The sequence below is a fragment of the Pseudomonas sp. B424 genome (assembly GCF_055408345.1).
Genome location: NZ_JBUZTL010000026.1, coordinates 1 through 24894, shown reverse-complemented (window position 1 = coordinate 24894; position 24894 = coordinate 1). Strand labels below are relative to the sequence as shown.

Annotated in this window: 18 protein-coding genes; 15 read left to right on the top strand and 3 right to left on the bottom strand. The window is 59.7% G+C overall.

Going from position 1 to position 24894, the window contains the following annotated elements:
- Window positions 1-10: 10 nt before the first annotated feature.
- The 5 genes from ACZRMS_RS22190 (at window position 11) to ACZRMS_RS22170 (ending at window position 7819) form a co-directional block, all read left to right on the top strand.
- Window positions 11-460, top strand: coding sequence for a tellurite resistance TerB family protein (locus ACZRMS_RS22190; RefSeq protein WP_463997087.1), 450 nt, complete (start codon window positions 11-13; stop codon window positions 458-460).
- A 7-nt stretch (window positions 461-467) separates the two neighbouring features.
- Window positions 468-1514 (top strand): TerC/Alx family metal homeostasis membrane protein, encoded by a 1047-nt coding sequence (locus ACZRMS_RS22185; protein ID WP_463997086.1) that lies wholly within the window; start codon window positions 468-470, stop codon window positions 1512-1514.
- Between the two features lie 26 nt (window positions 1515-1540).
- Complete coding sequence (locus ACZRMS_RS22180) at window positions 1541-2116, top strand: TerD family protein (RefSeq protein ID WP_463997085.1); 576 nt, start codon at window positions 1541-1543, stop codon at window positions 2114-2116.
- Between the two features lie 37 nt (window positions 2117-2153).
- The gene (locus tag ACZRMS_RS22175) at window positions 2154-2732 is read left to right on the top strand and encodes a TerD family protein (RefSeq protein ID WP_463997084.1); all 579 of its coding nucleotides are present in this window, start codon (window positions 2154-2156) and stop codon (window positions 2730-2732) included.
- Window positions 2733-3109: 377 nt separating this feature from the next.
- Window positions 3110-7819: an AAA domain-containing protein gene (locus ACZRMS_RS22170; RefSeq protein WP_463997083.1), complete on the top strand. Its 4710-nt coding sequence runs from the start codon at window positions 3110-3112 to the stop codon at window positions 7817-7819.
- Window positions 7820-7849: 30 nt separating this feature from the next.
- On the opposite strand, the gene ACZRMS_RS22165 is transcribed toward ACZRMS_RS22170, so the two are convergent.
- Entirely contained in the window at window positions 7850-11044 is a 3195-nt protein-coding gene (locus ACZRMS_RS22165) for a S8 family serine peptidase (protein WP_463997082.1), read from the bottom strand.
- A gap of 340 nt (window positions 11045-11384) precedes the next feature.
- Between ACZRMS_RS22165 and ACZRMS_RS22160 the strand changes: the two genes are divergently transcribed.
- The 4 genes from ACZRMS_RS22160 to garD all read left to right on the top strand — a co-directional run bounded on the left by ACZRMS_RS22160 (window position 11385) and on the right by garD (window position 16458).
- Window positions 11385-12134, top strand: a complete 750-nt coding sequence (locus ACZRMS_RS22160) for a FadR/GntR family transcriptional regulator (RefSeq protein ID WP_463997081.1) — start codon at window positions 11385-11387, stop codon at window positions 12132-12134.
- 327 nt (window positions 12135-12461) lie between these two features.
- The gene (kdgD, locus tag ACZRMS_RS22155) at window positions 12462-13373 is read left to right on the top strand and encodes a 5-dehydro-4-deoxyglucarate dehydratase (RefSeq protein WP_463997080.1); all 912 of its coding nucleotides are present in this window, start codon (window positions 12462-12464) and stop codon (window positions 13371-13373) included.
- Between the two features lie 164 nt (window positions 13374-13537).
- Window positions 13538-14893 (top strand): MFS transporter, encoded by a 1356-nt coding sequence (locus ACZRMS_RS22150; RefSeq protein ID WP_463997079.1) that lies wholly within the window; start codon window positions 13538-13540, stop codon window positions 14891-14893.
- Between the two features lie 11 nt (window positions 14894-14904).
- On the top strand, window positions 14905-16458 hold the full coding sequence (gene garD, locus ACZRMS_RS22145; RefSeq protein WP_463997078.1) for a galactarate dehydratase: 1554 nt from the start codon (window positions 14905-14907) through the stop codon (window positions 16456-16458).
- Between the two features lie 147 nt (window positions 16459-16605).
- Here the strand turns inward: garD and ACZRMS_RS22140 are convergent, their stop codons facing one another.
- Both ACZRMS_RS22140 and ACZRMS_RS22135 read right to left on the bottom strand, forming a co-directional pair.
- A complete protein-coding gene (locus tag ACZRMS_RS22140) occupies window positions 16606-17181 on the bottom strand; it encodes an ANTAR domain-containing response regulator (protein WP_463997077.1) in 576 nt (191 codons plus the stop codon).
- 14 nt (window positions 17182-17195) lie between these two features.
- Window positions 17196-18407, bottom strand: coding sequence for a CmpA/NrtA family ABC transporter substrate-binding protein (locus ACZRMS_RS22135; RefSeq protein ID WP_463997076.1), 1212 nt, complete (start codon window positions 18405-18407; stop codon window positions 17196-17198).
- 320 nt (window positions 18408-18727) lie between these two features.
- Between ACZRMS_RS22135 and ACZRMS_RS22130 the strand changes: the two genes are divergently transcribed.
- The 6 genes from ACZRMS_RS22130 (at window position 18728) to ACZRMS_RS22105 (ending at window position 24756) form a co-directional block, all read left to right on the top strand.
- Window positions 18728-19639: a TauD/TfdA dioxygenase family protein gene (locus ACZRMS_RS22130; protein ID WP_463997075.1), complete on the top strand. Its 912-nt coding sequence runs from the start codon at window positions 18728-18730 to the stop codon at window positions 19637-19639.
- Between the two features lie 38 nt (window positions 19640-19677).
- On the top strand, window positions 19678-20772 hold the full coding sequence (locus ACZRMS_RS22125) for an ABC transporter substrate-binding protein (protein WP_463997074.1): 1095 nt from the start codon (window positions 19678-19680) through the stop codon (window positions 20770-20772).
- Window positions 20773-20917: 145 nt separating this feature from the next.
- Window positions 20918-21820 carry an ABC transporter permease gene (locus ACZRMS_RS22120; RefSeq protein WP_463997073.1) on the top strand — a complete coding sequence of 301 codons (903 nt, stop codon included), beginning with the start codon at window positions 20918-20920 and terminating at the stop codon, window positions 21818-21820.
- Entirely contained in the window at window positions 21817-22602 is a 786-nt protein-coding gene (locus ACZRMS_RS22115; protein WP_463997072.1) for an ABC transporter permease, read from the top strand. The genes ACZRMS_RS22120 and ACZRMS_RS22115 overlap by 4 nt, the downstream gene beginning before the upstream one ends.
- A 25-nt stretch (window positions 22603-22627) precedes the next feature.
- The gene (locus ACZRMS_RS22110; protein WP_463997071.1) at window positions 22628-23392 is read left to right on the top strand and encodes an ABC transporter ATP-binding protein; all 765 of its coding nucleotides are present in this window, start codon (window positions 22628-22630) and stop codon (window positions 23390-23392) included.
- A 32-nt stretch (window positions 23393-23424) separates the two neighbouring features.
- Window positions 23425-24756 (top strand): LLM class flavin-dependent oxidoreductase, encoded by a 1332-nt coding sequence (locus tag ACZRMS_RS22105; RefSeq protein WP_463997070.1) that lies wholly within the window; start codon window positions 23425-23427, stop codon window positions 24754-24756.
- Window positions 24757-24894 lie beyond the last annotated feature (138 nt).

The window sequence follows — 24894 nt, the reverse complement described above, 5'->3', positions numbered from 1 at the left end:
GGTGAATCCAATGCTCGAATGGCTCAAAACCAACGCAACCGCCGCCCGTGACAAGCTTTCGGCGGAAGTCAGCAAGTTCAAGAACCGTGAGTTCATGGAAGCCGTGGTTTCCGGGTGCGCACTGGTGGCCGCTGCCGATGGCAACATCAGCAGCGACGAAAAGCAGAAAATGGTCGGTTTTATTCAAAACTCTAATGAATTGAAGGCTTTTGACGTTAAAGACGTGATCAAGGCTTTCAACTCGGTATGCGAGAAGTTTGAGTTTGATCAACAGATCGGTCGTGCTGAAGCACTGAAGTCGATCGGTCAGTTACGTAAAAAAGAAGATGCTGCCCGTCTGCTGGTGCGTGTTTGCTGCGCAATCGGTAGTGCCGACGGCAACTTTGATGAAAGTGAGCGGGCTGCTTGCCGCATTATCTGCAATGAGCTGGGGTTGAACCCTGGCGATTTTGATCTCTGAGGACATCATGGAAAACACGGCAATTGGCTTTCCGCCAACTACCATCGCAGTATTTGTGGCTCTGGCGGTCATTGCTCTGGCAATCGACCTGTTTACCCACAAAAGCGATAAACCGGTCTCGCTGACCAACGCCGCCGTATGGTCGGTGTTCTGGGTGCTGATCTCGCTCGCGTTCGCGGGCTACCTGTATTACGCGCACGGCCCAAGCGTGGCCAGCCTGTTCGTCACCGGTTACGCGCTGGAAAAAGTCCTCAGCGTCGACAACCTGTTCGTATTCATGGCCATTTTTGCCTGGTTCAAGATCCCGGACGCATTGCGTCACCGTGTTCTGTACTGGGGCATCATCGGCGCCATCGTGTTCCGCCTGATCTTCGTGGCAATCGGTACCGGCCTGCTGGCGTTCGGCCCTTGGGTCGAAGTGCTGTTCGCCGTGGTTGTGGCCTGGACCGCGATCATGATGCTGCGCAGCAAGGAAGAGGATGAGGAGGAGGATTACTCCAAGCACATCGCCTACCGCTTTGCGAAAAAACTGTTCCCGGTTTGGCCAAAGCTGCACGGACATAATTTCTTTGTTTCGCGCTCAGAGCTTGAAAAAGAGATCACGAAGCCGCAGAACAAGGGAATGACTCTTGTAGGCAAGGGCGCTCTTTTTGCGACACCACTGTTTTTGTGTGTGGTGGTGGTTGAGGTTTCAGACATTCTGTTCGCCTTCGACTCCGTACCGGCAGTGATTGCCGTGAGCCGTGAACCGTTGATCGTGTACTCGGCCATGATGTTCGCAATTCTGGGTCTGCGTACCATGTACTTCGTTCTCGAAGCGCTGAAACGCTACCTGGTACACCTGGAAAAATCGGTTATCGCGCTGTTGTTCTTTATCGCCGGCAAGCTGGCCCTGAACGCTACCGATCACCTGTTTGGCCACGGTATCAGCATTGACCCGAACACCAGCCTGATCGTGGTGTTAGTGGTATTGGCCATCGGTATCGTGGCCAGCATCATGTTTCCAGGTAAGGAAGAAGAGCAATCCGACGTTAAAAACGACACGAACGCTTGATCGCACATTATTAAGGAGAATTACACATGGCACTTTCCCTTTCCAAAGGCGGCAACCTGTCCCTGTCCAAAGAAGCTCCGGGGATGACTAAAGTCCTCGTGGGCCTGGGCTGGGATGCTCGTTCCACTGATGGTCAAGACTTCGACCTGGATGCGAGCGCTTTCTTGCTCAAGGCTGACGGTAAAGTCCGCGCTGACTCCGATTTCATTTTTTACAACCAGCTAAAAAGCACTGATGGCTCGGTTGAGCACACCGGCGACAACCGTACCGGTGAAGGCGACGGCGATGACGAGGCGATCAAGGTCGACCTGTCCAAAGTCCCTGCTGACATCGACCGTATCGCGTTCACCGTGACCATTCACGAAGCCGAAACCCGCAAGCAAAACTTCGGTCAGGTTCGTGGTGCGTTCATTCGAATCGTGAACCAGGACAACAACAGCGAAGTGGCGCGTTACGACCTGGCAGAAGACGCCAGCACCGAAACCGCGATGATTTTTGCCGAGCTGTATCGCAATGGCTCCGAGTGGAAATTCCGCGCTGTAGGTCAGGGTTTCAACGGTGGCCTCAAGCCATTGGCTGAAAGCTATGGCCTGAAGTTTTAATCGACCCATTCATCTTTTTATATAAGGGTTCACGAACATGGCAGTAAGTCTGAGCAAGGGCGGCAACGTCTCCCTGACCAAAGAAGCACCTGGCCTGACAGAAGTTATTGTTGGCCTGGGTTGGGACCCACGTGTGACTGACGGCCAGGAATTCGACCTGGACGCCTCGGTGTTTATTGTTGGCGAGAGCGGCAAAGTGCTGAACGACGGCAGCTTTGTGTTCTACAACAACAAGACTTCGCCGGACGGCAACGTTGTTCACCAGGGCGACAACCGCTCGGGTGCTGGCGAAGGTGACGACGAGCAAGTGAACGTCAACCTGGCGGGTCTGTCGCAAGAAGCCAAAAAACTGGCTTTCGCGGTGACCATTCACGACGCTGACGGCCGCAAACAAAGCTTCGGCCAGGTGTCGAACGCTTATATCCGCGTTCTGAACAAGGCGGATAACAAAGAGCTGGCACGCTTTGACCTGAGCGAAGACGCTTCGACCGAGACCGCTATGGTCTTCGGCGAGTTGTATCGCAATGGCGAAGAGTGGAAGTTCAAGGCAATCGGCCAGGGTTTTGCAGGTGGCCTCGCGCCATTGGCTTCGAACTTTGGCGTTAACCTGGGCTAAACCCCGGCGTTAATCAAAAAGGCCCTCCCCGGTTTCGGGGAGGGCCTTTTTTTTGTGCGTTTTTCCATCGCCTGTGGGAGCGGGCTTGCTCGCGATTGCATCACTGCGGTGCAACAGGCAAACCTTGTCACTTGCATCGAGAGCAAGCCCGCTTGAAGTGATTAGCGCGATGGCGAGCGCAAGGGGGCATGACGAACGACCTTTCGGGAGTAACCGGGTGGTCTTGTACAGCGAGTGGTTTTTACAAAATGATGTATCTGAATACCACCGCAACCTCTGTATCGTGTAGACCATTGCAGATTTTTCGCTTTCACCTGGCGCCTTCAGGTTTTCTCCATGAATACCGCGCCCCCTTATCAAAGTGGTTCAGTTCAAACATGGATACAGTACGCGCACGTCTCGCCGGTCTGATTGAGTTTGTAAAACAGACGGCACTCATGCAAAAGCGGCCCGCGTTAACCGTCAGCCAGCACAACGCCTTCAGTGCCAGCGAAGAAAAGCTGCGGGCATTGCCGGGTGTCAGCCTGGATGTGCTGGAGGGCGACGAAGACGAAATCTGGCTGCGGCTTGAGCGTCTGCACGAGACCCGTCCGCCGGCGCCCCTGAGCCCGCTGCTGGCGCTGTGGATCGAACTGGCAGGCAACCCGCAAACCGAGCCGGCGCTCAAACTGCGGGTGGCACACGAAGCGTTGGTCAACAGTGCGGCGGTGTCCGGGCCCGAGCTTGAGCGTTTGGCCACGGCCGGTATCGAGATCGGTGAGGATGCCCCGCTGGATGAGTGGGTGAATCTGGAAGACTGCCTGGATGCGGGCGAGATCAAGGCCCAGTTCAAGTCCTACAGCCAAACTGCCTGGCGCCTTTGGGCAGTAGAGGAAAAACTGCGCCGCAAAAGCATCGAACTGTATGCCGAGCTGTTTCTGCTGGTGCAGCAAATGCAGGGCAACCTTGGGGATGCACAGCTGGAGCTGGTCTGGGGCCTGGGGGTATCGACGTGGGAACATCCGGTGGTCGGCGTCATCCATTACCCGCTGATCAGTCAATTGGTCGAGATTGCCATCAACCCGGACAGCATGGCGATTGAAGTGCGCCCGCGTGCCGCCGAACCGCGTCTGGAAGTGGACGCCTATGTGGCGGCAGATATTGCCGGCGTCGGGCCGTTGGCAACCCTGGCCAAGGACTTTTTCAAGAAAGACCAGGCCGGGATCAGCCCGTTCAACCCCGTCAGTTATGAGCCGGTGATCCGTTCGGCCTCTTCGTTGCTCGATGCCCAAGGGCAGTTTTTGCCGGTGACGGTGGCCGAAGGTGATCGCAGCGTGCCCAAGGCCGGTGAGCACCTGTGCGTGACTGACACCTGGACCCTGTTTGCCCGCGCCCGCGACAGCAACATGTTTATTGAAGACCTGGGGCGCTTCGAGGGCGAGATCGAGGCGATCGGCGAGTTGCCAGCTGCCTTGCAGGCGATCCTGACCGAACCATCGAGCGTGCTTGAAGACGTAGTGCTGCCACCGTTTCGTGGCCTGTCCTACGTCAGTGGTTCGCAAAGTGATGGTGCCCCGGCGGCCAAAGCCCACGAACTTTATTTCCCCAAGCCGTACAACGACGAGCAGGTGCAAATCATCCAGCTGCTTGAAGTGCACGACGGGGTTGTGGTGCAAGGCCCGCCCGGCACCGGCAAAACCCACACCATCGCCAACGTCATCAGCCACTACCTGGCCAATGGCAAGCGGGTGTTGGTGACGTCGATGAAAGACCCGGCGCTGGCCGTGTTGCAGGAAAAACTTCCCGAAGACATTCGCCCGCTGGCGATCAGCCTGCTGAGCAGCGAAGCGGATGGCATGAAGCAGTTTGAATTCGCCATTCAAAAGATTTCAGCTGAAGTTCAGCGCATTGACAGGTCGCTGTATAAACGCGAAATCAGCCAGATTGATGACGAAATCAATACCCTCCACGGTCAGATGGCCAGTGCCGATCGTGAGATCACCCAGTGGGCCGAGCGTAACTTGTCGGACCTGGAAATCGACGGCGAACGCCTAAGCCCCACCCATGCCGCGCTGCAGGTCGCCACGGCCCAGGACGAGATCAACGGCTTTGCCGATCAGATCGGGATTGGCGATGAGCATCGCCCGCGTTTTGCCCTGCAAGACATCATCGCCTTGCGCGAGGCGCGGCTGGTGCTCGCAGACGCGTTGTCTTACCTGGGGCACAAAGTGCCGCAACTGGAGGATTTCCCACCGGCGCAAACGCTGATTCAGGTGCATCAGGATCTGGCTCAGGAAAGCCAGTTGCAGCACAAGGAAAGCACCGGCGAGGTGCCGCGTTTGCTGGACGCCAGTGTGCAGACCCTTGAGCAGGCACAGGCCCTGGTCGAGCATCTGGAGCACTTGCAGGCCCTGCGTACGCAGCTGGCGACTGCCGAGCATGGCTGGGTGGCGGCCATGCAGGCCTATTTGATGCGCAACCCGAATGCCGATGTGCTGGCGCTTTTTGACAGCCTCAAGGCTGAAATCGAAGAGGCACTGGGCGGGCGCAAGGCGTTTGTGGCCAGGCCGGTGAGCTTGTCATTCGAGCCCCAGGCGCAGCCCGAAGTGGTGGCTGCCATCGACAACCTGGCCTTGGGACGGCGCCCGTTCGGGTTGTCCGGCCTGATCGGCAAGGGCAGCCAGAAACAGTTGCTGGACGCCATTGTGGTGCTGGGCAGCAAGCCGCAAAACGATCAGGACTGGGCGCATGTGCAAGCTTTTGTGCGCTTCCAGCAAGTGGGTCGTACCTTGCTGTTGCGCTGGAATGCACTGGCCGCCGAAATGCCGCTGCCGACCCTTGAAGCCGACGCCGAGCAACTGCTGGCGGCTACCCGGGCGATTGAGCAGTACGACAACATTATCCGTGCGGAGCACGGCGAAGCCCGCGCCCACGCCGAGCTCAGGCACCTGCTCCCGGACTGGGTTGAAGTCAGCCGGTTGCGCAGTGACGAGGCCGTGCTGGGCAAGGGCGCGAGCATTCTGCGTCATTACCTGATGCGCCACCGTCTTGCGGCCACCTGGGTGCTCAAGGAAACGTTCAACAAGGCCCTGGCCGGTTGTGGCGGCGCAGTCAGCGAGCGTCTGCAAGGGTTTCTCGATGCCAGCCTGGGCCAGCCGGATGTGAGCGTCACCGAGCTTCAGGCGCAATGGTCCGAGCTGATGGACGAACTGCGCCGTGTGCTGGCGCTGAACGGCGCACTTGAAACGGTGCAGCGGGTGACGGACGTTATTGCGCAAAGCGGCGGGCTGATCTGGGCTGCCCGCTTGCGTGACGAACCGTGCACCGGGCCGGTGGATGTCCTGCTTGCGGATAACTGCCTGGACGTATGGCGCCTGAGCCGTTTGGCGCAGTACCTGAAGAGCATTGATGGTCGCGAAGACCTCAAGCGCCTGTTCACATTGCGCGGTGAACTGGAGCTGAGCCTGTCGCGTCTTTATCAGGATGCAGTGGTTAAACGCACCTGGTTGCGCTTGTCAGAAAACGCCACGCCGAGTGTCCGCGCAGCCCTTGAGTTGTATCGCACCGCGATCCGGAAAATCGGCAAGGGCACCGGCGTGCGTGCCGGGCGTTATCGCCAGGATGCGCGACTGGCCGCCGACGTGGCGATCTCGGCGATCCCGTGCTGGATCATGCCGCACTACCGCATTTGCGAGAGCTTGCCGGCGCAGTACGGCGCGTTCGATCTGGTGATTATCGATGAAGCATCGCAGTCCGATTTGACCGCGCTGCCGGCCTTGCTGCGGGCGAAAAAAGTGCTGGTGGTGGGCGATGACAAGCAAGTCTCGCCGGACGGCATCGGCATGGAAGAAGAGCGCGTGCAGAACATGATGGCGCGCTTTTTGGGCAACCAGGTGGGGCTCTATCGGCCCTTGATGTCTCCAGAGCGCTCGCTGTATGACCTGTTCAAGGTGGTCTTTGCCAAGAGCGGCACCATGCTGCGCGAGCACTTTCGCTGCGTGGCGCCGATCATCGAATACTCCAAGCGCGAGTTCTACAACCACGAACTCAAGCCGCTGCGCCTGCCAATGATGACCGAGCGCCTGGACCCGCCGCTGGTGGATCTGCTGGTGATGGACGGGGCGAAAAAGGGCAAGTTCAACCTCGGCGAAGCCAATGTGATTGTCGAGGAAATCCGTCGCTTGATCGCTCTGCCGCAAATTGTCGGGCGCAGCATTGGCGTGGTTTCGTTGCTGGGAGCGGAGCAAGCGCAAAAAATCATGCAGATGCTGACCAAGGAGCTGGGTGAAGAAGTGATCACCCGGTTCCAGATCAGCTGTGGCGATGCGCGCACTTTCCAGGGCAAGGAACGGGACATCATGTTCCTGTCGATGGTGGCCAGCCCCGGTGATTGCTTCGCCAATAGCCGCGACTCCATTGCTCAGCGTTTCAACGTGGCCGCGTCCCGGGCGCGGGACCGCATGTACCTGGTGCGCAGTGTCGAGCTGACCGACCTCAGCGCGGTCGATGGCTTGCGCCGGGGCCTGATTGAGCACTTTGAAACACCCTTTACCCAGGATGCGGCACAGGTCAGCGATTTGCGGGAGTTATGCGAGTCGGGCTTTGAGCGCGATATGTACGATGAGCTGACGCAGCGCGGCTATCGGGTGATTCCCCAGGTCGGCGTGGGGGCTTATCGCATCGACATGGTGGTTGAAGGTGATAACGACAGCCGCCTGGCCATCGAGTGCGACGGCGACCGCTTCCACGGGCCGGATCGCTGGGACAGCGACATGCGCCGCCAACGTATTCTGGAACGGGCGGGCTGGCGTTTCTGGCGCTGCTTCGCTTCGGCGTTCACCCTCAACCGACAGCAGATTATTGAGGATTTGCTGGCCACTTTGAAGGCCATGAGCATCGAGCCTTCCAGTGGCGCAGGGGCGGCGCCGAGTATTCATGTAGAACGGCGCCAGGTGTACGGCTTTCGACGGGCCGGTCAATCGGGTGAAGAGGGCGCCCGGCCTTATGACGACCGGCCGGCCAAGGACCCGTTCCTGATCTGGGTCCCGGACGACCTGGTTATCGTGAGCGATATTCAGGAGGATCAGGCTTCACCGCAGCTGGCCTGAAGACAGACCGGTCGTTGTTGCGGCCGGTCTTCAGAACTCAAACTGATACTGCGCCGACACACTGCGTTCTTGCGAACGCTCACCGCGCTGATCACTCAGATTCACGCTGCCTGAGCTGCTGCGTGTGAGCCGTGCCACCGCTCCCAGGTTCAGTTTCAATGCTGTGCTGTTCAACGGCGCGCCGGTGATGTGCATCGTGCTTGCGCCTTGCCAGGCGACATCGACCGCTGGGGTCAGGTCGCCGCTGGCGCGGGTGTAGGCCAGGCCGCCGTTGAAGCTCAACCAGGCAGGTCCGGTCTGGGTCTTGGCCATATCGAGTTTGAAGAGCACGCCGCCGGTGGCCAGGTTGACGCTATTGGTCGAGCTTTTACCCTTCAGGGCACTGATGCCACCGCGCTCGTTGAAGCCATCGTTGCGGCTACGGATATGGGCCAGTTGCACATACGGCTGCCATTCGAGCGCGCCCTGTTCCAGGCGGTAATTGCTTTCGATAAACAGTTGCCCGGTGCGGCTGTTGTATTTGGCGGCCAGTTGCTCGTTAACCCCAGGGAAGCCGACTTGGCGTTTGCTCTGGATTTGGTTGTTGGCATAGCTCAAGCCGCCGTATAGACCGAAAGCGTCCCAGGTGTGGCCCAGATACAAGCCGGTCTGGTAGGTGTCGATGCTGGCTTTGCCGCGGCCCCCCGCTTTTACGTCGCCGCGGCTGCTGCCCAGCAGCATCCCGGCTTGCGTGCCTTGTTCGAAGACGTGGTCGATGCCTATCAGCAGGCCGGTGCTGCTGTAGCTGACGTTTGAGGTCGTGCGGTCGCTATCGAGGCGGCCGTTTTTATGGGGCAATTGCACCCAAACGCCAGAGCGCGGTGTACCCGCTTGCGGGTCGTCGGTGCGTGGGGTGCTGCGGGCACGTTCCAGTGCTGCATCGCGGATGCCCCGGCTATTTTCGAGCATCACCCCTTGGGTGCTGGCATGCAGTTCGCCGCTCAGTTGGTCCAGTGCTTCGGGTGCCTGGGCGGGGAACAGTGAAGTCAATCGTTGTGCCAAGGGCTGTGACAGGGACAGGTTATCGGCGGCAGTCGCGGTGGCGCGCTGGTTGGGCGTGCGTGCCACTGAAGCCAGAGGCAGGCCGCGCCCCACATCCACCATCAAGGCATTGGCGTTCAGACGCTGGGTAAAACCCAGAAAGGGCGAGAATTGTTGACGATCAATCGTGCTGAATGCCCCCGTGACCCCGCCATCAGCCTGCAACACGCGGTATTGCTGGCCGAGCACCGAACCATTGGCACCACGGGTCAGGCGCAAGGTACCGCCTTCGATGCTGGCCAGACCGGTGGTCTTGAGTGCCGGTACGTTAGCGTTGTTCAGACCGACGCGGGCCACCAGGTTTGAGCCGGCGGCCTGTACATAGGTGCCATTTACGGTCAGCGGGCGCAGTTCGCTGCCGGGAACAATAGTGCCCTCGACGCGGGTGTTGGCCAGCATGCCGTCGCCACTGAGCAAGGCCCCGGCCCCGACCAGGGTCTGGCCGCCATGTTGCTGGCCGTTGATGTGGGCGCTGCCGCTTTTCAGGTTGAGATCGGTGCCCTGCAGGGTGCCATTGAGCCGCAGCAAGCCTCCGTTGACTTGAATGTCCCGGCTTAGGCGGTTAACGCCATCGAACTCTAAAGTGCCGCTGGTGAGGGTTGCACCGGCAAAGCTGTTGTTGCCGCTGAGGCGCAGCCAGCCAGGGCCTGATTTACCCAGGCGGCCGGGGCCGCTGATGTCGTTACGCCAGTCGTCCCAGGCTCCGCCTTGCCAGATTTTGGCGCCACCGGCCCGCTGGTTCATCACTACGTTGGTATCGACCCGAAGTTGCCCCGGCCCGTCGATGCCTTTTTTTAAATCTATCAAGCCCCAGCCATACACCTCATCGACGCCGGGCGTGCCCAGGTCACGGGCAGTGGTCAGCAATACGTCGCGGATCTGCGGGTTGTCGAGGTAGGGGAAGCGTTCCATCAGGAGTGCCAGCGCGCCGCTGACATGAAGGGCGGCCATGGAGGTGCCGGTTTGCGACCCGTAGCCGAAAACCGGTCGATCTGCCGTGATCGTAAAGCCATTCACTTTTGTGTCAGGGCCGTAATTTCTTTGCGTGTCGATCTCACCGCTGACGATGGATGAGATGATGCCGGTCCCCGGTGCCGCCAGGCACCAGTTCATGCTGTACCCGCAACGGAACGAGCTGCTATCGAGCGTGAGGCTTTGATTCAGGTTGACCACGCTGAGCCAGTAGGGCTCTAGCTCGGGGCGGGCTCGCGGCATGCTGGGCAGTGTGTCGGCGAAGAGCGCCGTCTCGGGCGAGGTGTTTTGACCCTTGCGGTTATTCCCTGCCGCCCAGACCTGCAGCAGGCCAAAATCCCGGGAGCCTTGGCCTAGTGCATTGCCCAGAACGCCGGTTTCTGCTGCCAGGTCGGCATCCAGAACCTCGAGGCTCTCCAGATCCACAGGGGGGCCCCAACTGTGGTTGATGACACGAACATTATCTTGGCGCAGTTGCGCATAGGCACCCGTGATGGCGGCCAAGCTCTGAGCGCGGCCGGTGAAATTGGCAGACGGGGGGTTGTAGTACTCGTGGGTGGCATAGCGAATGGCACTCAAGCTGCTGTTGTAGGCGACGCCGTGAAAGGCGCTGCCGTCGCGATTGGCGACCATGGTTCCAGCTACATGGGTGCCGTGGTCATCGATACTTTTTCCGAGAGTTGAGCTGTAAATTTGAATAAAGTCATCGGTCAGCGTCCCGCTGGCTATCAACTTTTCGAGCTGTAGTTTGTTGTCCGGGGTCAGGTCAATCCACATAACGGCAGTTCGATCACCCTCAGTAAAAAAGCAACCCGTGTCGGGAGAAAGGTTTGCTTCACTCAGGCAACCAGGTTCGGCCATGCGCACCCCCCGGTGGCCTTTTCCTGCGAATTCGCGGTGACGAAGATCCGTGCCGCTGTCGTAAATGGCGATCCTTACACCCTTACCACTCAATCCACGGGCATAGCCGTAATCAGCGCCAATGGCCTGAAGGCCCCAGTCGCGTTTGAACTCATCGCTGCGCCAGCTGGACGGGTCGTGCAGGCGTCCTTGTTCTTTATATGGCAGGGCTGCCTGGACGGGGGGCGCCCATAAATCTGCCAGCAGGATCAAGGTAAGGGTGGTATTGCGTAACGAACGGTTCAGGAGGGAGCGGGTTTCGGAATTCAGCATGTTCAAGGGCTCAGTGCTTGAATGAGTGCCGCGTAGAGTGGGTAATCAGCAAAAGAGGGTGTATCAGGTATGTCGGAGTTTCTGGGGGATAAGTATTCTTGTGTAGTAGGAGTATTCAAGTAGTCGGGGTTTTGTGGAGAAAGCTCTGCCAGGATCCTGTGGAGGTAGAAGTAGGGCCTGAAGGTATTGGGTGTCAGCAGGTGATCGTACAACTCGCTTGAGCTATCATGCGCCCATACGGGGGCAGTGCAGTGCAGCGTCCAGATCCGCCAGACCGATTGTTCAGCTGCTTTAATGATCAGTGCTCCCGATCCCTTTGAATTCGAGAAAAATGTTCACCATGGATAACCAGACCGACGTACCCCGCCTCCCTCGCAAGCGCCGTAGCCTCGCGCAAGAGTTGGTGACGGTGCTGTCCGAGCAGATCCGCGACGGCATGCTCAAGCGTGGCGACAAGTTGCCTACCGAGTCAGCGATCATGGAAGCGCATGGCGTCAGCCGCACGGTAGTGCGTGAGGCGATTTCCCGCCTGCAGGCCGCAGGGCAGGTCGAGACCCGGCATGGTATCGGCACCTTTGTGCTGGATACACCGAGCCCGAGCGGGTTTCGGATCGACCCGGCCACCGTTGTGACCTTGCGCGATGTACTGGCGATTCTTGAACTGCGTATCAGCCTTGAAGTGGAATCGGCCGGGTTGGCTGCCCAACGCCGCAGCGACGAGCAACTGGCCGCAATGCGTGCGGCGCTGGATGCCCTGAACGAGAACACCGCCCGTGATGGTGATGCCGTGGCCTCTGACTTTCAGTTCCATTTGCAGATTGCGCTGTCGACCGGCAACCGTTACTTCACCGATATCATGACCCACCTGGGCACCAGCATCATTCCGCGCACCCGGCTCAACTCGGCGCGCCTGGCCCATGATGACCAGCAGCAGTACATGAACCGGCTGAGCCGTGAGCACGAAGAGATTTACCAGGCCATTGCCCGTCAGGACTCGGAAGCTGCCCGTGCGGCCATGCGCTTGCATCTGACCAACAGCCGCGAGCGCCTGCGTCATGCCCATGAAGAAGCGGAAGCGCAACGCGGGTAAGCCCCCCTGTGGGAGCGAGCCTGCTCGCGAACAATTTTCGCGAGCAGGCTCGCTCCCACAGTTGAAGTACCTCCTCAGCGGGTACGGACTAAAGTCTGTTCTCGGACAACCTACCTCTGCTCTGGAATTAAATTCAAACGCTGCGTAACGCCAACAAAGCCCGTAATAGACGGGCTTTGCGCTTTTTGTCTGCCAAAATTCGGCCACCGGTTAGCATGATTTAAAGAAATGAGATTGACGTTCCTTTTTTAAGTTGTACGATGACGTACGACGTAGCAAAGCGCTAACGTATTTTCCATCACAACGTGCTCCCAGGGTGTTCGAATAATGAATCCACAAGAACTGAAGTCCATCCTCTCTTCCGGTCTGTTGTCGTTCCCGATAACCGACTTTAATGCTCAAGGTGATTTCCATCGCGAGGGCTACATCAAGCGTCTGGAATGGCTGGCCCCGTACGGCGCCTCAGCCCTGTTCGCTGCCGGTGGTACCGGTGAGTTCTTCTCCCTGGCAGCCAGCGAATATTCGCAAGTGATCAAAACTGCAGTCGATACCTGCGCCAACAGCGTGCCGATCCTTGCCGGTGTCGGCGGTTCGACTCGCCAGGCCATCGAATACGCTCAGGAAGCCGAGCGTCTGGGCGCCAAAGGTTTGCTGCTGCTGCCGCACTACCTGACCGAAGCCAGCCAGGACGGCGTTGCCGCCCACGTTGAGGCAGTGTGCAAGTCGGTGAAAATCGGCGTGATTGTCTACAACCGCAACGTCTGCCGTTTGACTGCGCCGCTGCTGGAACGTCTGGCCGAGCGCTGCCCGAACCTGATCGGCTACAAGGATGGCCTGGGTGACATCGAGTTGATGGTGTCGATCCGCCGCCGCCTGGGCGATCGCTTCAGCTACCTGGGCGGTTTGCCGACTGCCGAAGTCTACGCTGCAGCTTACAAGGCACTGGGCGTACCGGTTTACTCCTCGGCGGTGTTCAACTTCATCCCGAAAACCGCGATGGATTTCTACCGCGCCGTGGCCCGTGAAGATCACGTCACCGTGGGCAAGATCATCGATGACTTCTTCCTGCCGTACCTGGACCTGCGCAACCGCAAGGCCGGTTACGCCGTGAGTATCGTCAAGGCCGGTGCAACCATTTCCGGTTACACCGCAGGCCCGGTACGCACCCCCCTGACCGATCTGTTGCCAGAAGAGTACGAAGCACTGGCCGCCTTGATCGACAAGCAAGGCCCGCAGTAAGCAAGCACCAAGGCCGCTGAGTAATCAGCGGCCTTTTGCGTAAGGGAATATGCTCGGCGGCTGTAAAAATTCTCCCAAAGAATCACACACAGCGTCACCTGAAAGCCCGCCACATCAAAAAATATTCACCCGCGCATAAAAATAATCAGTGGGAGTAGTACTACATGCAAGCGACCAAGCCTACGCGCGTCCGCTATTTGATTTTGCTCATGCTTTTTCTGGTGACCACGATCAATTATGCAGACCGTGCGACCATCGCCATTGCGGGCTCCAGCCTGCAAAAAGACCTCGGCATCGACGCCATCACTCTGGGTTATATCTTCTCCGCATTTGGCTGGGCTTACGTGGCCGGACAAATCCCCGGTGGCTGGCTGCTCGATCGATTCGGTTCGAAAAAAGTCTACGCCCTGAGCATCTTCACCTGGTCACTGTTCACGGTGCTGCAAGGATTTGTCGGTGAGTTCGGCATGTCTACAGCGGTGGTTGCACTGTTTATGCTGCGTTTTCTGGTGGGTCTGGCCGAAGCGCCATCCTTTCCCGGTAACGCCCGCATCGTGGCCGCCTGGTTCCCGACGGCAGAACGTGGCACGGCATCCGCCATTTTCAACTCGGCGCAGTATTTCGCCACGGTATTGTTCGCTCCGTTGATGGGCTGGATCGTCTATTCCTACGGCTGGGAACACGTGTTTATTGTCATGGGCCTGTTCGGCGTCGTGTTTTCAGGCATCTGGCTGAAAGTGATCTACAGCCCTCGCGAACACCCGGGCATTAACGAAGCCGAGTTCAAGTACATCGCTGAAAACGGCGGCATGGTCGACATGGACCAAAAAGGCAAAAAGGCTGACGGTCCAAAGTGGGATTACATACGTCAACTCCTGACCAATCGCATGATGCTCGGCGTTTATCTGGGGCAGTACTGCATCAACGGCATTACCTACTTCTTCCTGACCTGGTTTCCGGTGTATCTGGTACAGGAGCGCGGCATGACCATCCTCAAGGCCGGTTTTATCGCCTCATTACCCGCCATCTGCGGGTTTATCGGCGGGGTGCTGGGCGGGGTGATTTCCGATTACCTGCTGCGCAAAGGCCATTCCCTGACCTTCGCCCGCAAGGCGCCGATCATTGTTGGCCTGTTGGTATCGAGCAGCATCGTGGCGTGCAACTACGTGGATGTTGAGTGGATGGTCGTCGGCTTTATGGCCCTGGCGTTCTTCGGTAAAGGTGTAGGTGCACTGGGCTGGGCCGTCGTCTCCGACACCTCGCCCAAACAGATCGCCGGGTTGAGCGGTGGCCTGTTCAACACCTTCGGCAACGTCGCTTCAATCACTACCCCCATCGTCATCGGCTACATCATCAGCTCCACTGGCTCGTTCAAATGGGCGCTGGTGTTTGTCGGTTGCAACGCACTGGTGGCGGTATTCAGCTACCTGGTGATCGTAGGGCCGATCAAGCGTGTGGTACTTAAAGAGCCACCGTCCAGCGGTTCGAAAATCGCTGAACTTGCACCTGTCCATTCTTGAGGAGCGGCGTCATGACGTTAATTGAACATTCCGACTCGCCGCGCTCGATCCGCCTGCACCCGCTGGATAACGTTGCAGTCGTGGTCAACGATCAGGGCGTACCGGCCGGGACAGTGTTTGCCGACGGCCTGGTGACCCTGGACTTTGTGCCCCAAAGCCACAAGGTAACGCTGGTCGACATTGCCGAAGGCGGCGAGGTGATTCGCTACGGCCAGGTCATCGGCTATGCCTTGAAGGCGATTGCCCGTGGCAGCTGGGTCAATGAAGACCAGCTGCGCATGCCCACCGCACCGTCGCTGGACAGCCTGCCGCTGGCCACCGATGTTCCGCCCGCGCAGTCGCCGCTTGAGGGCTACACCTTCGAGGGGTATCGCAACGCCGACGGTACCGTGGGCACGCGCAATATTCTGGGCATCACCACCACCGTGCAGTGCGTGACCGGGGTGCTGAACCATGCCGTCAAGCGGATCAAGGATGAACTGCTGCCCCGTTACCCCCATGTCGATGACGTGGTGGCGCTGACCCACAGCTACGGTTGCGGGGTGGCGATCAGTGCCACCGATGCTTATATCCCGATCCGTACCGTGCGCAATCTGGCACGCAACCCCAACCTGGGGGGCGAAGCGCTGGTCATCAGCCTGGGCTGCGAAAAACTGCAGGCCGGCCAGGTGATGCACGACAACGACAGCTCGGTGGACCTCAGCGATCCGTGGCTGTATCGCTTGCAGGACGCCACCCAGGGCTTCAACGAAATGGTCGAACAGATCATGGCGCTGGCCGAAATCCGGTTGAAAAAACTCGACCTGCGCCGCCGCGAAACCGTGCCGGCGTCCGAGTTGATTCTGGGCATGCAATGCGGCGGGAGCGATGCGTTTTCCGGGATCACCGCCAACCCGGCACTGGGCTATGCCTCGGACCTGCTGCTGCGGGCGGGGGCGACAGTGATGTTTTCCGAAGTCACCGAAGTGCGCGACGCCATCTACTTGCTGACCTCCCGCGCTGAAACCCGGGCCGTGGCTCAGGAACTGGTGCGCGAAATGGACTGGTACGACCGCTACCTGGCCAAAGGCGAAGCGGATCGCAGCGCCAACACCACCCCGGGCAACAAAAAGGGCGGGCTGTCGAATATCGTCGAAAAATCCCTGGGCTCCATCGTCAAATCCGGGACCAGTGCGATCAATGGCGTGCTGGGCCCCGGCGAGCGTTTCACGCGCAAAGGGCTGATTTTCTGTGCCACCCCCGCCAGCGACTTTGTGTGCGGCACCTTGCAACTGGCTGCCGGGATGAACTTGCACGTGTTTACGACCGGTCGCGGCACGCCCTATGGCCTGGCGATGGCGCCTGTGGTGAAAGTCTCGACCCGTACCGAGCTGGCGCAGCGCTGGCCGGACCTGATCGACATCGACGCCGGGCGCATTGCCACCGGGCGCGTGAGCATCGAAGACCTCGGCTGGGAGCTGTTCCACTACTACCTGGACGTGGCCAGCGGCAAAAAGCACACCTGGGCCGAGCGGCACAAATTGCACAACGACCTCACCTTGTTCAACCCGGCGCCGATTACCTGATCGACCAGACCACGGATTTAGGGTGGAAAGTCTGCGGTGGGAGCGAGCCTGCTCGCGATGGGATTGCTGCGGTGTCGCGGCCTGACCGCATCGTTTGCATCGCGAGCAGGCTCGCTCCCACAGTTGAAGTATTTACAGGGACGGGTGTCAGCCCAGCAGCTCACTCATGGCGATGATCTGTTCGGCCACTTGAATCAGCTTTTGCTGACGGCTCATGGCTTGGCGTCGCATCAGGGTGTAGGCCTCTTCTTCGTTGCAGCTTTTCATTTTCATCAACAGGCCCTTGGCCAGTTCGATGCGCTTGCGCTCGGCCAGTTGCTGGTCGCGGGCGTGCAGTTGGGCGCGCAGGGCCTGGTCGCTTTCAAAACGCGCCATGGCCACATCAAGAATCGGCTGCAGGCGCTGTGCGTGAATGCCCTCGACGATGTAAGCGCTGACCCCGGACTTGATCGCCTGGCGCATCACACCGCGGTCGTGCTCGTCGGTGAACATCACAATCGGCCGTGGCTGGTCACGTGTGACCAGCACCACTTGCTCCATCACATCGCGGCTGGGTGACTCGGTGTCGATCAGGATGACATCCGGGCGCACCATTTCGACCCGTGCCGGCAGGTCGATGGTCAGGCCTGATTCGTCAATCACTTCAAAGCCGGCTTCGGTCAGCGCAGCTTTCAGGCGGCCGACTTTTTTCGCCGTGTCGTTGATCAGCAAGATACGCAGCATGGGACAGGCTCCGGTCAGCGACGGGCAAGAAGGGGAGCGCTGGCGCTCATGGCATGCAGCGCAAAGCTTCGTGCATAGCCTGCAGGGTCCGAGCCGTCCCACACCTTGCCATCGATCAACTGGCTGCTGCGCAAGTCCGCTCCACTTGCAACGACCCCTGCGTCGCTGGCGGCGTCGCGGTACAGCGCCAGTTGCTGAACCTGACGGGCAACGCCCAGGTAGTCAGGGTCTTCGCGCAACAAGCCCCAACGGCGGAACTGGGTCATGAACCACATGCCATCGGACAGGTACGGCAAGTTGACCTCGCCGCCGCCATGAAAGCGCAGCGCGTGCGGGTCTTGCCAGTGATTGCCCAGACCGTCGCTGTAGTGGCCGAGCAGGCGCGGCTCGATGCATTCAACGGGTGCATTCAGGTACGCGGGGGCGCTCAACAGCTGCGCGGTGCTGCAGCGGTTTTCGTCGCTTTGTTCGATAAAACGGCTGGCTTCGAGGATCGCCATCACCAGCGCACGGGCGGTATTGGGGTACTGCTCGACGAACGCCCGGGTGCAGCCGAGGACTTTTTCCGGGTGGTCGGGCCACAGCGCCTGGGTGGTGGTGAGGGTGAAGCCCATGTTTTGTTGCACTGCACTGGCGGCCCATGGCTCGCCCACGCAAAACCCGTCAATGCGCCCCGCCTGCAAGTGCGCAACCATCTGCTGCGGCGGCACCACCACGCTGTCGACGTCTTGCAGCGGGTGGATGCCTTGACTCGCCAGCCAGTAATACAGCCACATGGCATGGGTGCCGGTGGGAAACGTCTGGGCGAAGGTCAGTTTTGAGCGACTTTGGTGCACGTGTTGTTGCAGTGCCTCAGGACGGGTCACGCCCTGGGCCTGCAAGGCGTGGGAAAGGTTGAGGCTCTGGCCGTTCTGATTGAGCCCCATCAGCACCGCCATGTCCGTGGCCGCCACGCCGCCAATCCCCAGATGCACGGCATAGATCAGGCCGTAGAGGCTGTGGGCAGCGTCGAGCTGGCCGCTGACCAGATTGTCCCGCAGGCTGGCCCAGGAAGACTGGCGCTTGAGGTTCAGGGTCAGGCCAAAAGGCTGGGCGAACCCTTGAGTGGCGGCCACCACCACCGAGGCGCAATCACTGAGGGCCATAAAACCGAGGTTGATTTCGGTTTTTTCCGGGGCATCGCTGCCGTTTACCCAGGCCAGAGGGCCGGCGGATGGTTCGTTCATGGGGGCTGCACCTTGGCAAAAGCATACTGCGAGGGTGCAAGGCATATGCCAGAGGGCTTAACCCATCCGCAAACAAGCTTTGCGCAGCAATGGAAACAGCACGCGCCTGATTGGCGACAGACGCGTGATTAATAGATGTCGATATTCTTCAGTATGGTTATTAACTTACAACCAAAACACCTATAACTGTTCGCGCGCCTTTAAATCGCCTTGGTTCTATTAAAGTCTCACTCTATCTTTAGATTAAATAGTGATTAGTCAGCGCTGGTTTTATGCCTTTATGATCTGTCCACAACATGTCGTTAGGCAGGAGTGGCGCAATGACTATTCAAATAAAACCTGTAGCAGGTCGGATTGGTGCACAACTTGAAGGCATAAAACTGGGCGGGGATATTAGCGCCGAATCTTTCGAGTTTATTAATCAGGCATTGTTGAAATATAAAGTTCTGTTCTTTCGCAGCCAACATCTGGATGACGCCGAACACGAAGCGTTTTCTCGACGCTTCGGCGATCAGGTGCCGCATCCGACCGTGCGCTCCGCCGAGCAAAGCGCCGCCATCCTGCATCTGGATGCCAAGGAAACCCGTGCCAATTCCTGGCACACCGATGTGACCTTTGTTGCCAATTACCCGAAGATTTCCATCTTGCGCGGCGTGGTCATCCCGCCTTATGGCGGCGACACCGTGTGGGCCAATACTGCGTCGGCCTATGCCGACTTGCCAGAACCTTTAAAACAACTGGCCGACAGTCTGCGCGCCTTGCATACCAATGTTTATGACTATGCCGCGCCGCGTAATACCGATGAGTCGGGACTTAAACGTTATCGCGAACAGTTCACGGCCCAAGTGTATGAAACCGAACATCCGTTAGTGCGTGTTCACCCGGAGTCGGGTGAAAGAAGTTTGTTGTTGGGCCACTTTGTCAAAGAGATACAGGGCGTCAGCAGCAGCGATTCCAAACAACTGATCCGACTGTTCCACGACCGCATTACCCATGTGGATAACACCGTGCGCTGGCGCTGGCAGGAAGGCGATGTGGTGATCTGGGACAACCGCGCCACACAGCACATCGCGATCAACGACTACGGCGATGCCCCGCGCATCGTGCGCCGAACCACCATCGACGGCGATGTGCCGGTGGGTGTGGACGGTCGACTGAGCCAGGCGCTCAAGCCGACCCCGGACACTCGCTCGCCGAAAACCGAAGCCGACAAAAAACACCTCGCCGCCTGACAGGGCCCCCATTCCCTTGCTCCAAGGAAGACGTGCATATGGCCTCATTCAAACGTAATGCCCTGTTTCGCAAGGGCCGCATTGCCGCCGTGTTGGCGGCGGTTCTGGCAGCCCCTCTGGCCCAGGCCGATGTAGTGCGCATCGGCGTCGCGACCGCAGGGGGTGGTGAGCCGGTCACGTTCAGCGGCTCGACCCTGGGCATCGTGCGCAACCAGCAATTGCTGGAAAAAGCATTCGCAGGCAGCGGCACCGACGTGCAGTGGTTCTTCTTCAAAGGGGCAGGCCCGGCGGTCAACGAAGCCTTGTCCAACCAGCAGCTGGACTTCGCCTACCAGGGTGATCTGCCGGCTGTGGTCGGGCGTTCCAACGGGCTGGACACCAGATTGCTGGCCGCCCTGGGCGTTCGGGCCAATCTTTATCTGGCGGTGCCCAAGGGCTCGGACATCAAGAGCATCGAAGACCTTAAAGGCAAGAAGGTTGCGGTGTTTCGCGGCACCAACGGCCATCTGGTGTCGATCAACCTGTTGGCCGAACACGGGTTGACCGAGCGCGATATCAAGGTGATCAACCTCGATACCGGCAGTACCCAGGCCGCCCTGGTTTCCAATGGAGTGGATGCCGCCTTCGGCGGTCGCGAACTGTTCAAGCTGCGGGACAAAGGCCTGATCGACATCATTTACGACAACCCGGCACAGGACGTGCGCTACACCCGCCAGACCGCATTGGTGGTACGCGGTGCCTATGAAAAGGAGCATCCGGCCAACGTGCAAAAGGTCGTCGATACGCTGGTGGACGCGGCGAAATGGACGTCTGAAGACAGCCACCGTGACGCCGTTTTCACCGAGTGGGCCAAGAGCAACGACCCGGTGGATTCACTGCGCGCCGACTTTATCGGGGTCAGCCTGCGGGACAGGGCGTCGCCGCTGATCGACACCTTTCTGGTGAGTCGTTATCAGGCGGTGGCGGACCAGGCCAAGGACGAAAAACTTATTCGCCGCCCGGTCAGCATCGACGGCTGGTTCGAGCCCGTCTACTTGCAGACCGCTCTTAAAACCAAAGGGCTGGAAAACTTCTGGACGGCCTATGGCCCGGATGGCAAGCAGCCTGCTGGTAATGCCGTCGCTGGCAAGTAACCGCATACCCCTATGGGGCTACCCCTTTGGGAGCGGGCTTGCTCGCGATTGAGTCGACGCGGGTATCCAGACAGACCGTGTCGTCTGCATCGCGAGCAAGCCCGCTCCCACACAAACCTATCGTGGCAACAAGAAGGACAGGCATATGCCCAGGGCACAGACGGTCACACGAGAGCAGTACGCTCCGGCGCTACCCAAGGACAACGTCAAGCGCTTGCCGCCGTCACCGCCCCGGCCTGTACGCAAGGTCGAGGTGGTGCGCACATCTTCCTGGGCCACGAAACTGGGTGACAGCGCCTTGCCCTGGCTGTTGCCGCTGGCGCTGCTTGGCCTGTGGTATCTGGGGGTTGAGCGGGGCTGGCTTTCCGAGCAGGTGTTGCCGCCGCCAGCCTATGTTTACGAGACTCTGTCGGACCTGTTCACGTCCGGGGATCTGTGGACAAACGCGGCCGCCAGCCTGCAGCGGGTGGTGCTCGGATTTGCCCTGGGGGCCGTTGCCGGTGTGGCGCTGGGGCTGGCCATGGGGCTGTCGAAAACCGTAGAGGATTATTTGCTGCCCACTTTCAACGCCCTGGTGCAAATACCGGTACTGGGCTGGCTGCCGTTTGCCTTGCTGGTGTTCGGCATCGGCGAGCCGCTCAAGTATGTGTTGATCGCCAAGGCGGCGATGGTGCCGATCACGCTGTGCACCTTGCAGGCTTTTCGTCAGGCGCCCAAAGGGTTGCTGGAGGCAGGGCGGGCCTACGGTTTCAGCCGCTGGCAGAGCGTTGTGTTCATCGTCTTGCCGGCGGCCATTCCAACCCTCTTCACCGGGCTGCGACTGGGCTTCACCAAAGCCTGGCTATCGCTGGTGGTGGTTGAGCTGGTGGCTTCGAGCGAGGGGCTGGGTTACCTGATTGTTTATGGTCGCCAGCTGTTCCAGCTGGATCTGGTGATGGCAGCCGTGGTGGTGGTCGGTGCGATCGGGCTGATGATCGATCGCGGTTTCGATTACGCCGAGCGGCGCCTGCACCGTGGTCGCGCACCTGCAGCGGGGCGCCTGTCATGAGTACTGCTCTGGCAATCAATCATGGCAGCCGCCGCTATCGCGGCTGGGTGGTGCCGATTACCGCCGCAGGTGTGTGGTGGCTGGCTTCGCACATGGGCTGGAGCCAGTCCGGCCTGCTGGTATCACCGGAGAAGGTGGCGGCCACGGCCTGGGACCAGATTGCTTCGGGCAAATTCTGGCGGGCCATCAGCGCCAGCCTGGCGCGCAACCTCAGTGGCTTTTTTATCGGCACCACCCTGGGCCTGGTGCTGGGCTGCCTGCTGGGCCTGTCGCGGCACTTCGAGCGTTTGGTGGGCCCCAGTTTCAACACCTTCAAGCAAATTTCGCTGTTCGCCTGGATCCCTTTGATCTCGGTGTGGTTCGGCCTGGGCGATGTGGCCAAGGTGGTGTTTCTGTCACTGGCAGCGCTGGTGCCGGTGGTGGTGAATACCTGCGACGGGCTGCGCAATGTGCCGCCCAACCTGCTGGAAGTCGCGCGGGTCTACCGCTTCAGCCGCTGGCAAACCATCGTCGGGGTCATGCTGCCCGCCGCCTTGCCGTCGATCTTCACCGGGCTGTACCTGGCGCTGGTGTACTCGTGGCTGGCGACCATCGGGGCCGAATACCTGCTGGTTTCGGGGGAGGGCATTGGCAATACGCTGATCGATGGCAGCGAGCATTTCATGATGGACCTGGTGCTGTTCGGCATGGTGGTGATCGGCCTGGTGGGCTGGAGCCTCAATGCACTGGCACGGATTTTTGAGCGGCGGATGCAGCGCCTGTACGGCATCGCACCGGTTTGACCGGCACTTTCAGAAGGATTGCAGCATGCTCAATAACAGCCTGACCCTGAGAAACATCAGCAAGCGTTTTGCTTCCCGCCCGGGCAGCTCGACCCAATTGCAGGTGCTCGACAACATTCAGCTCGACATCGCCCCCGGTGAGTTCATCAGCATCGTTGGCGCCAGCGGTTGCGGCAAGTCCACCCTGTTGCGCCTGATTCTTGGCCTGGACGAGGAATACGAAGGGCGCATCCTGCTCGATGGCAAACCCATCAAGGGCACTGGCCTGGAGCGCGGCATCGTGTTTCAGGACCACCGCCTGTTCCCCTGGCTCAACGTTGAACAGAACGTCGCGGTTGCGCTCAAGAACTCGCCCCTGAGCCCCAGGGAAAAACGCGACACCGTGCGCGAGCACATCGAGCTGGTGGGCCTGCAAGATTTTATCGATGCCTACCCGCACCAGATCTCCGGCGGCATGGCCCAGCGTGTGGCCATCGCCCGCGGTCTGGTCAATCGCCCCAGCGTGCTGTTGCTGGACGAACCGCTGGGGGCGCTCGATGCCCTGACCCGGGCGCGCCTGCAGGGCGAGCTGCAAAACATCTGGGCCAAGGAAAAAATAACCATGATTCTGGTCACCCACGATGTGGATGAAGCGGTGTTTCTGGGCGATCGCGTGGTGGTCATGCAGCCCAACCCCGGTCGTATCCGGCGCATTCTGGACGTCGACCTGCCGCGCCCGCGCAACCGCAGCGACAGCCGTTTTATCGCCCTGCGCGACGATGTGCTGAGTGACTTCGCCGAATTGCATTGACCCCCTGCCACCTAACATTCAGAGAACGGAACATGCCCGAACGTCAGCTCAGCCTCAACCTGTTCATCTACCCCAATGGTCATCACGAAGCCGCCTGGCGCCACCCGCAGTCGGTGCCGGAGTTGTCCATGGATATCGGCTATTACCAGCAGTTGGCGTTACGGGCCGAACGGGAAAAGCTCGATGCGATTTTCTTTGCCGACTCGCCATCGCTGGCCGAAAGCGGCCATGAAGGCCTGCGCATCCGCTTTGAGCCCGTGACCTGGCTGGCGGCCATTGCGGCGGTGACCCGGCGCATCGGCCTGATCGCCACGGCCAGCACCACCTACAGCGAGCCCTACAACCTGGCCCGCTCGTTCAGTGCCCTGGACCACCTGAGCAAGGGCCGCGCCGGCTGGAATATCGTGACGACCTCCATGGCCGCCGCAGCCGCCAATTTTGGCCTCGACCAACATCCGTCGGCCCATGACCGCTACGCCCAGGCCGAAGAGTTCGTGCAAGTAGTCGGGGATTTGTGGGACAGCTGGGAGGACGATGCGCTGGTGCTGGACAAGGCGGGCGGGGTGTTTGCCGACAGTGACAAGGTGCACGCCATCAACCACGTGGGCACCCACTACAGAGTCAAAGGGCCCTTCAACTCGCCGCGCTCGCCACAGGGGCGGCCGGTGCAGGTACAGGCCGGTTCTTCCGAGGATGGCCGGGACTTCGCCTCTCGGCATGCCGAAGCGATTTTTACTGCCCATCAGACCCTGCACAGCGCGACCGAGTTTGCCAACGATATCCGTGCCCGGGCCAAAGCCGTGGGCCGCGATCCACGGCAGTTGAAAATCCTTCCGGGCATCAGCCCCTACATCGCCAGTACCGAAGCCGAAGCGCAGCGCAAGTTCGATGAACTCAACGAACTGGTGCTGCCGCATATTTCGCTGGGCCAACTGCGGCGCATGCTGGGTGTGGACCTGTCGGGGCAGGATCTGGATGCACCGTTTCCGCGCCATCTGATCGACTTCGACAGCACTGAAAGCCAGTCCAGCCGCTTCAAATTGATCATCGATATCGTCGACCGCGAAAACGCCACCTTGCGCCAGTTGATCAACCGCCTGGCCGGGGCTCGCGGGCATTGGGTGCCGGTAGGCACGCCGGTGCAGATCGCCGACCTGATCGAGCAGTGGTTCCGCAGCGGTGCGGCGGATGGTTTCAACGTAATGCCGCCGTCGCTGCCGGAGGGCTTTGAAGTGTTTCTGGATGAAGTGCTGCCAATCCTGCGCCAGCGCGGCTTGTTCCGCAGTGAGTACGCGGGCAGCACCCTGCGCGAGCATTACGGCCTGACGCGCCCGGATTCGCGTTACGCCCTGAAAACCGCCTGACTCCCCCCACCCCTGCTCGCGAAGCAGGCCTTGAACCCTTCGCGAGCAGGCTGAACTGGCCTAATGAATTCGGACACATCAATAGGGCGCTATGATTGCGCCCAAATCTGAGGTGTGTTTGATGATGCGAAAGTCCTA

Excerpts from the sequence above, each read along its gene's own strand:
- kdgD (WP_463997080.1), top strand. The coding sequence starts at position 12,462 with ATGAATCCACAAGAACTGAAGTCCATCCTCTCTTCCGGTCTGTTGTCG.
- ACZRMS_RS22180 (WP_463997085.1), top strand. The coding sequence starts at position 1,541 with ATGGCACTTTCCCTTTCCAAAGGCGGCAACCTGTCCCTGTCCAAAGAA.
- ACZRMS_RS22110 (WP_463997071.1), top strand. The coding sequence starts at position 22,628 with ATGCTCAATAACAGCCTGACCCTGAGAAACATCAGCAAGCGTTTTGCT.
- ACZRMS_RS22140 (WP_463997077.1), bottom strand. The coding sequence starts at position 17,181 with ATGCTGCGTATCTTGCTGATCAACGACACGGCGAAAAAAGTCGGCCGC.
- ACZRMS_RS22135 (WP_463997076.1), bottom strand. The coding sequence starts at position 18,407 with ATGAACGAACCATCCGCCGGCCCTCTGGCCTGGGTAAACGGCAGCGAT.
- ACZRMS_RS22175 (WP_463997084.1), top strand. The coding sequence starts at position 2,154 with ATGGCAGTAAGTCTGAGCAAGGGCGGCAACGTCTCCCTGACCAAAGAA.
- ACZRMS_RS22170 (WP_463997083.1), top strand. The coding sequence starts at position 3,110 with ATGGATACAGTACGCGCACGTCTCGCCGGTCTGATTGAGTTTGTAAAA.
- ACZRMS_RS22190 (WP_463997087.1), top strand. The coding sequence starts at position 11 with ATGCTCGAATGGCTCAAAACCAACGCAACCGCCGCCCGTGACAAGCTT.
- ACZRMS_RS22160 (WP_463997081.1), top strand. The coding sequence starts at position 11,385 with ATGGATAACCAGACCGACGTACCCCGCCTCCCTCGCAAGCGCCGTAGC.
- ACZRMS_RS22120 (WP_463997073.1), top strand. The coding sequence starts at position 20,918 with ATGCCCAGGGCACAGACGGTCACACGAGAGCAGTACGCTCCGGCGCTA.
- ACZRMS_RS22165 (WP_463997082.1), bottom strand. The coding sequence starts at position 11,044 with ATGCTGAATTCCGAAACCCGCTCCCTCCTGAACCGTTCGTTACGCAAT.
- ACZRMS_RS22125 (WP_463997074.1), top strand. The coding sequence starts at position 19,678 with ATGGCCTCATTCAAACGTAATGCCCTGTTTCGCAAGGGCCGCATTGCC.
- ACZRMS_RS22185 (WP_463997086.1), top strand. The coding sequence starts at position 468 with ATGGAAAACACGGCAATTGGCTTTCCGCCAACTACCATCGCAGTATTT.
- ACZRMS_RS22130 (WP_463997075.1), top strand. The coding sequence starts at position 18,728 with ATGACTATTCAAATAAAACCTGTAGCAGGTCGGATTGGTGCACAACTT.
- ACZRMS_RS22105 (WP_463997070.1), top strand. The coding sequence starts at position 23,425 with ATGCCCGAACGTCAGCTCAGCCTCAACCTGTTCATCTACCCCAATGGT.
- ACZRMS_RS22115 (WP_463997072.1), top strand. The coding sequence starts at position 21,817 with ATGAGTACTGCTCTGGCAATCAATCATGGCAGCCGCCGCTATCGCGGC.
- ACZRMS_RS22150 (WP_463997079.1), top strand. The coding sequence starts at position 13,538 with ATGCAAGCGACCAAGCCTACGCGCGTCCGCTATTTGATTTTGCTCATG.
- garD (WP_463997078.1), top strand. The coding sequence starts at position 14,905 with ATGACGTTAATTGAACATTCCGACTCGCCGCGCTCGATCCGCCTGCAC.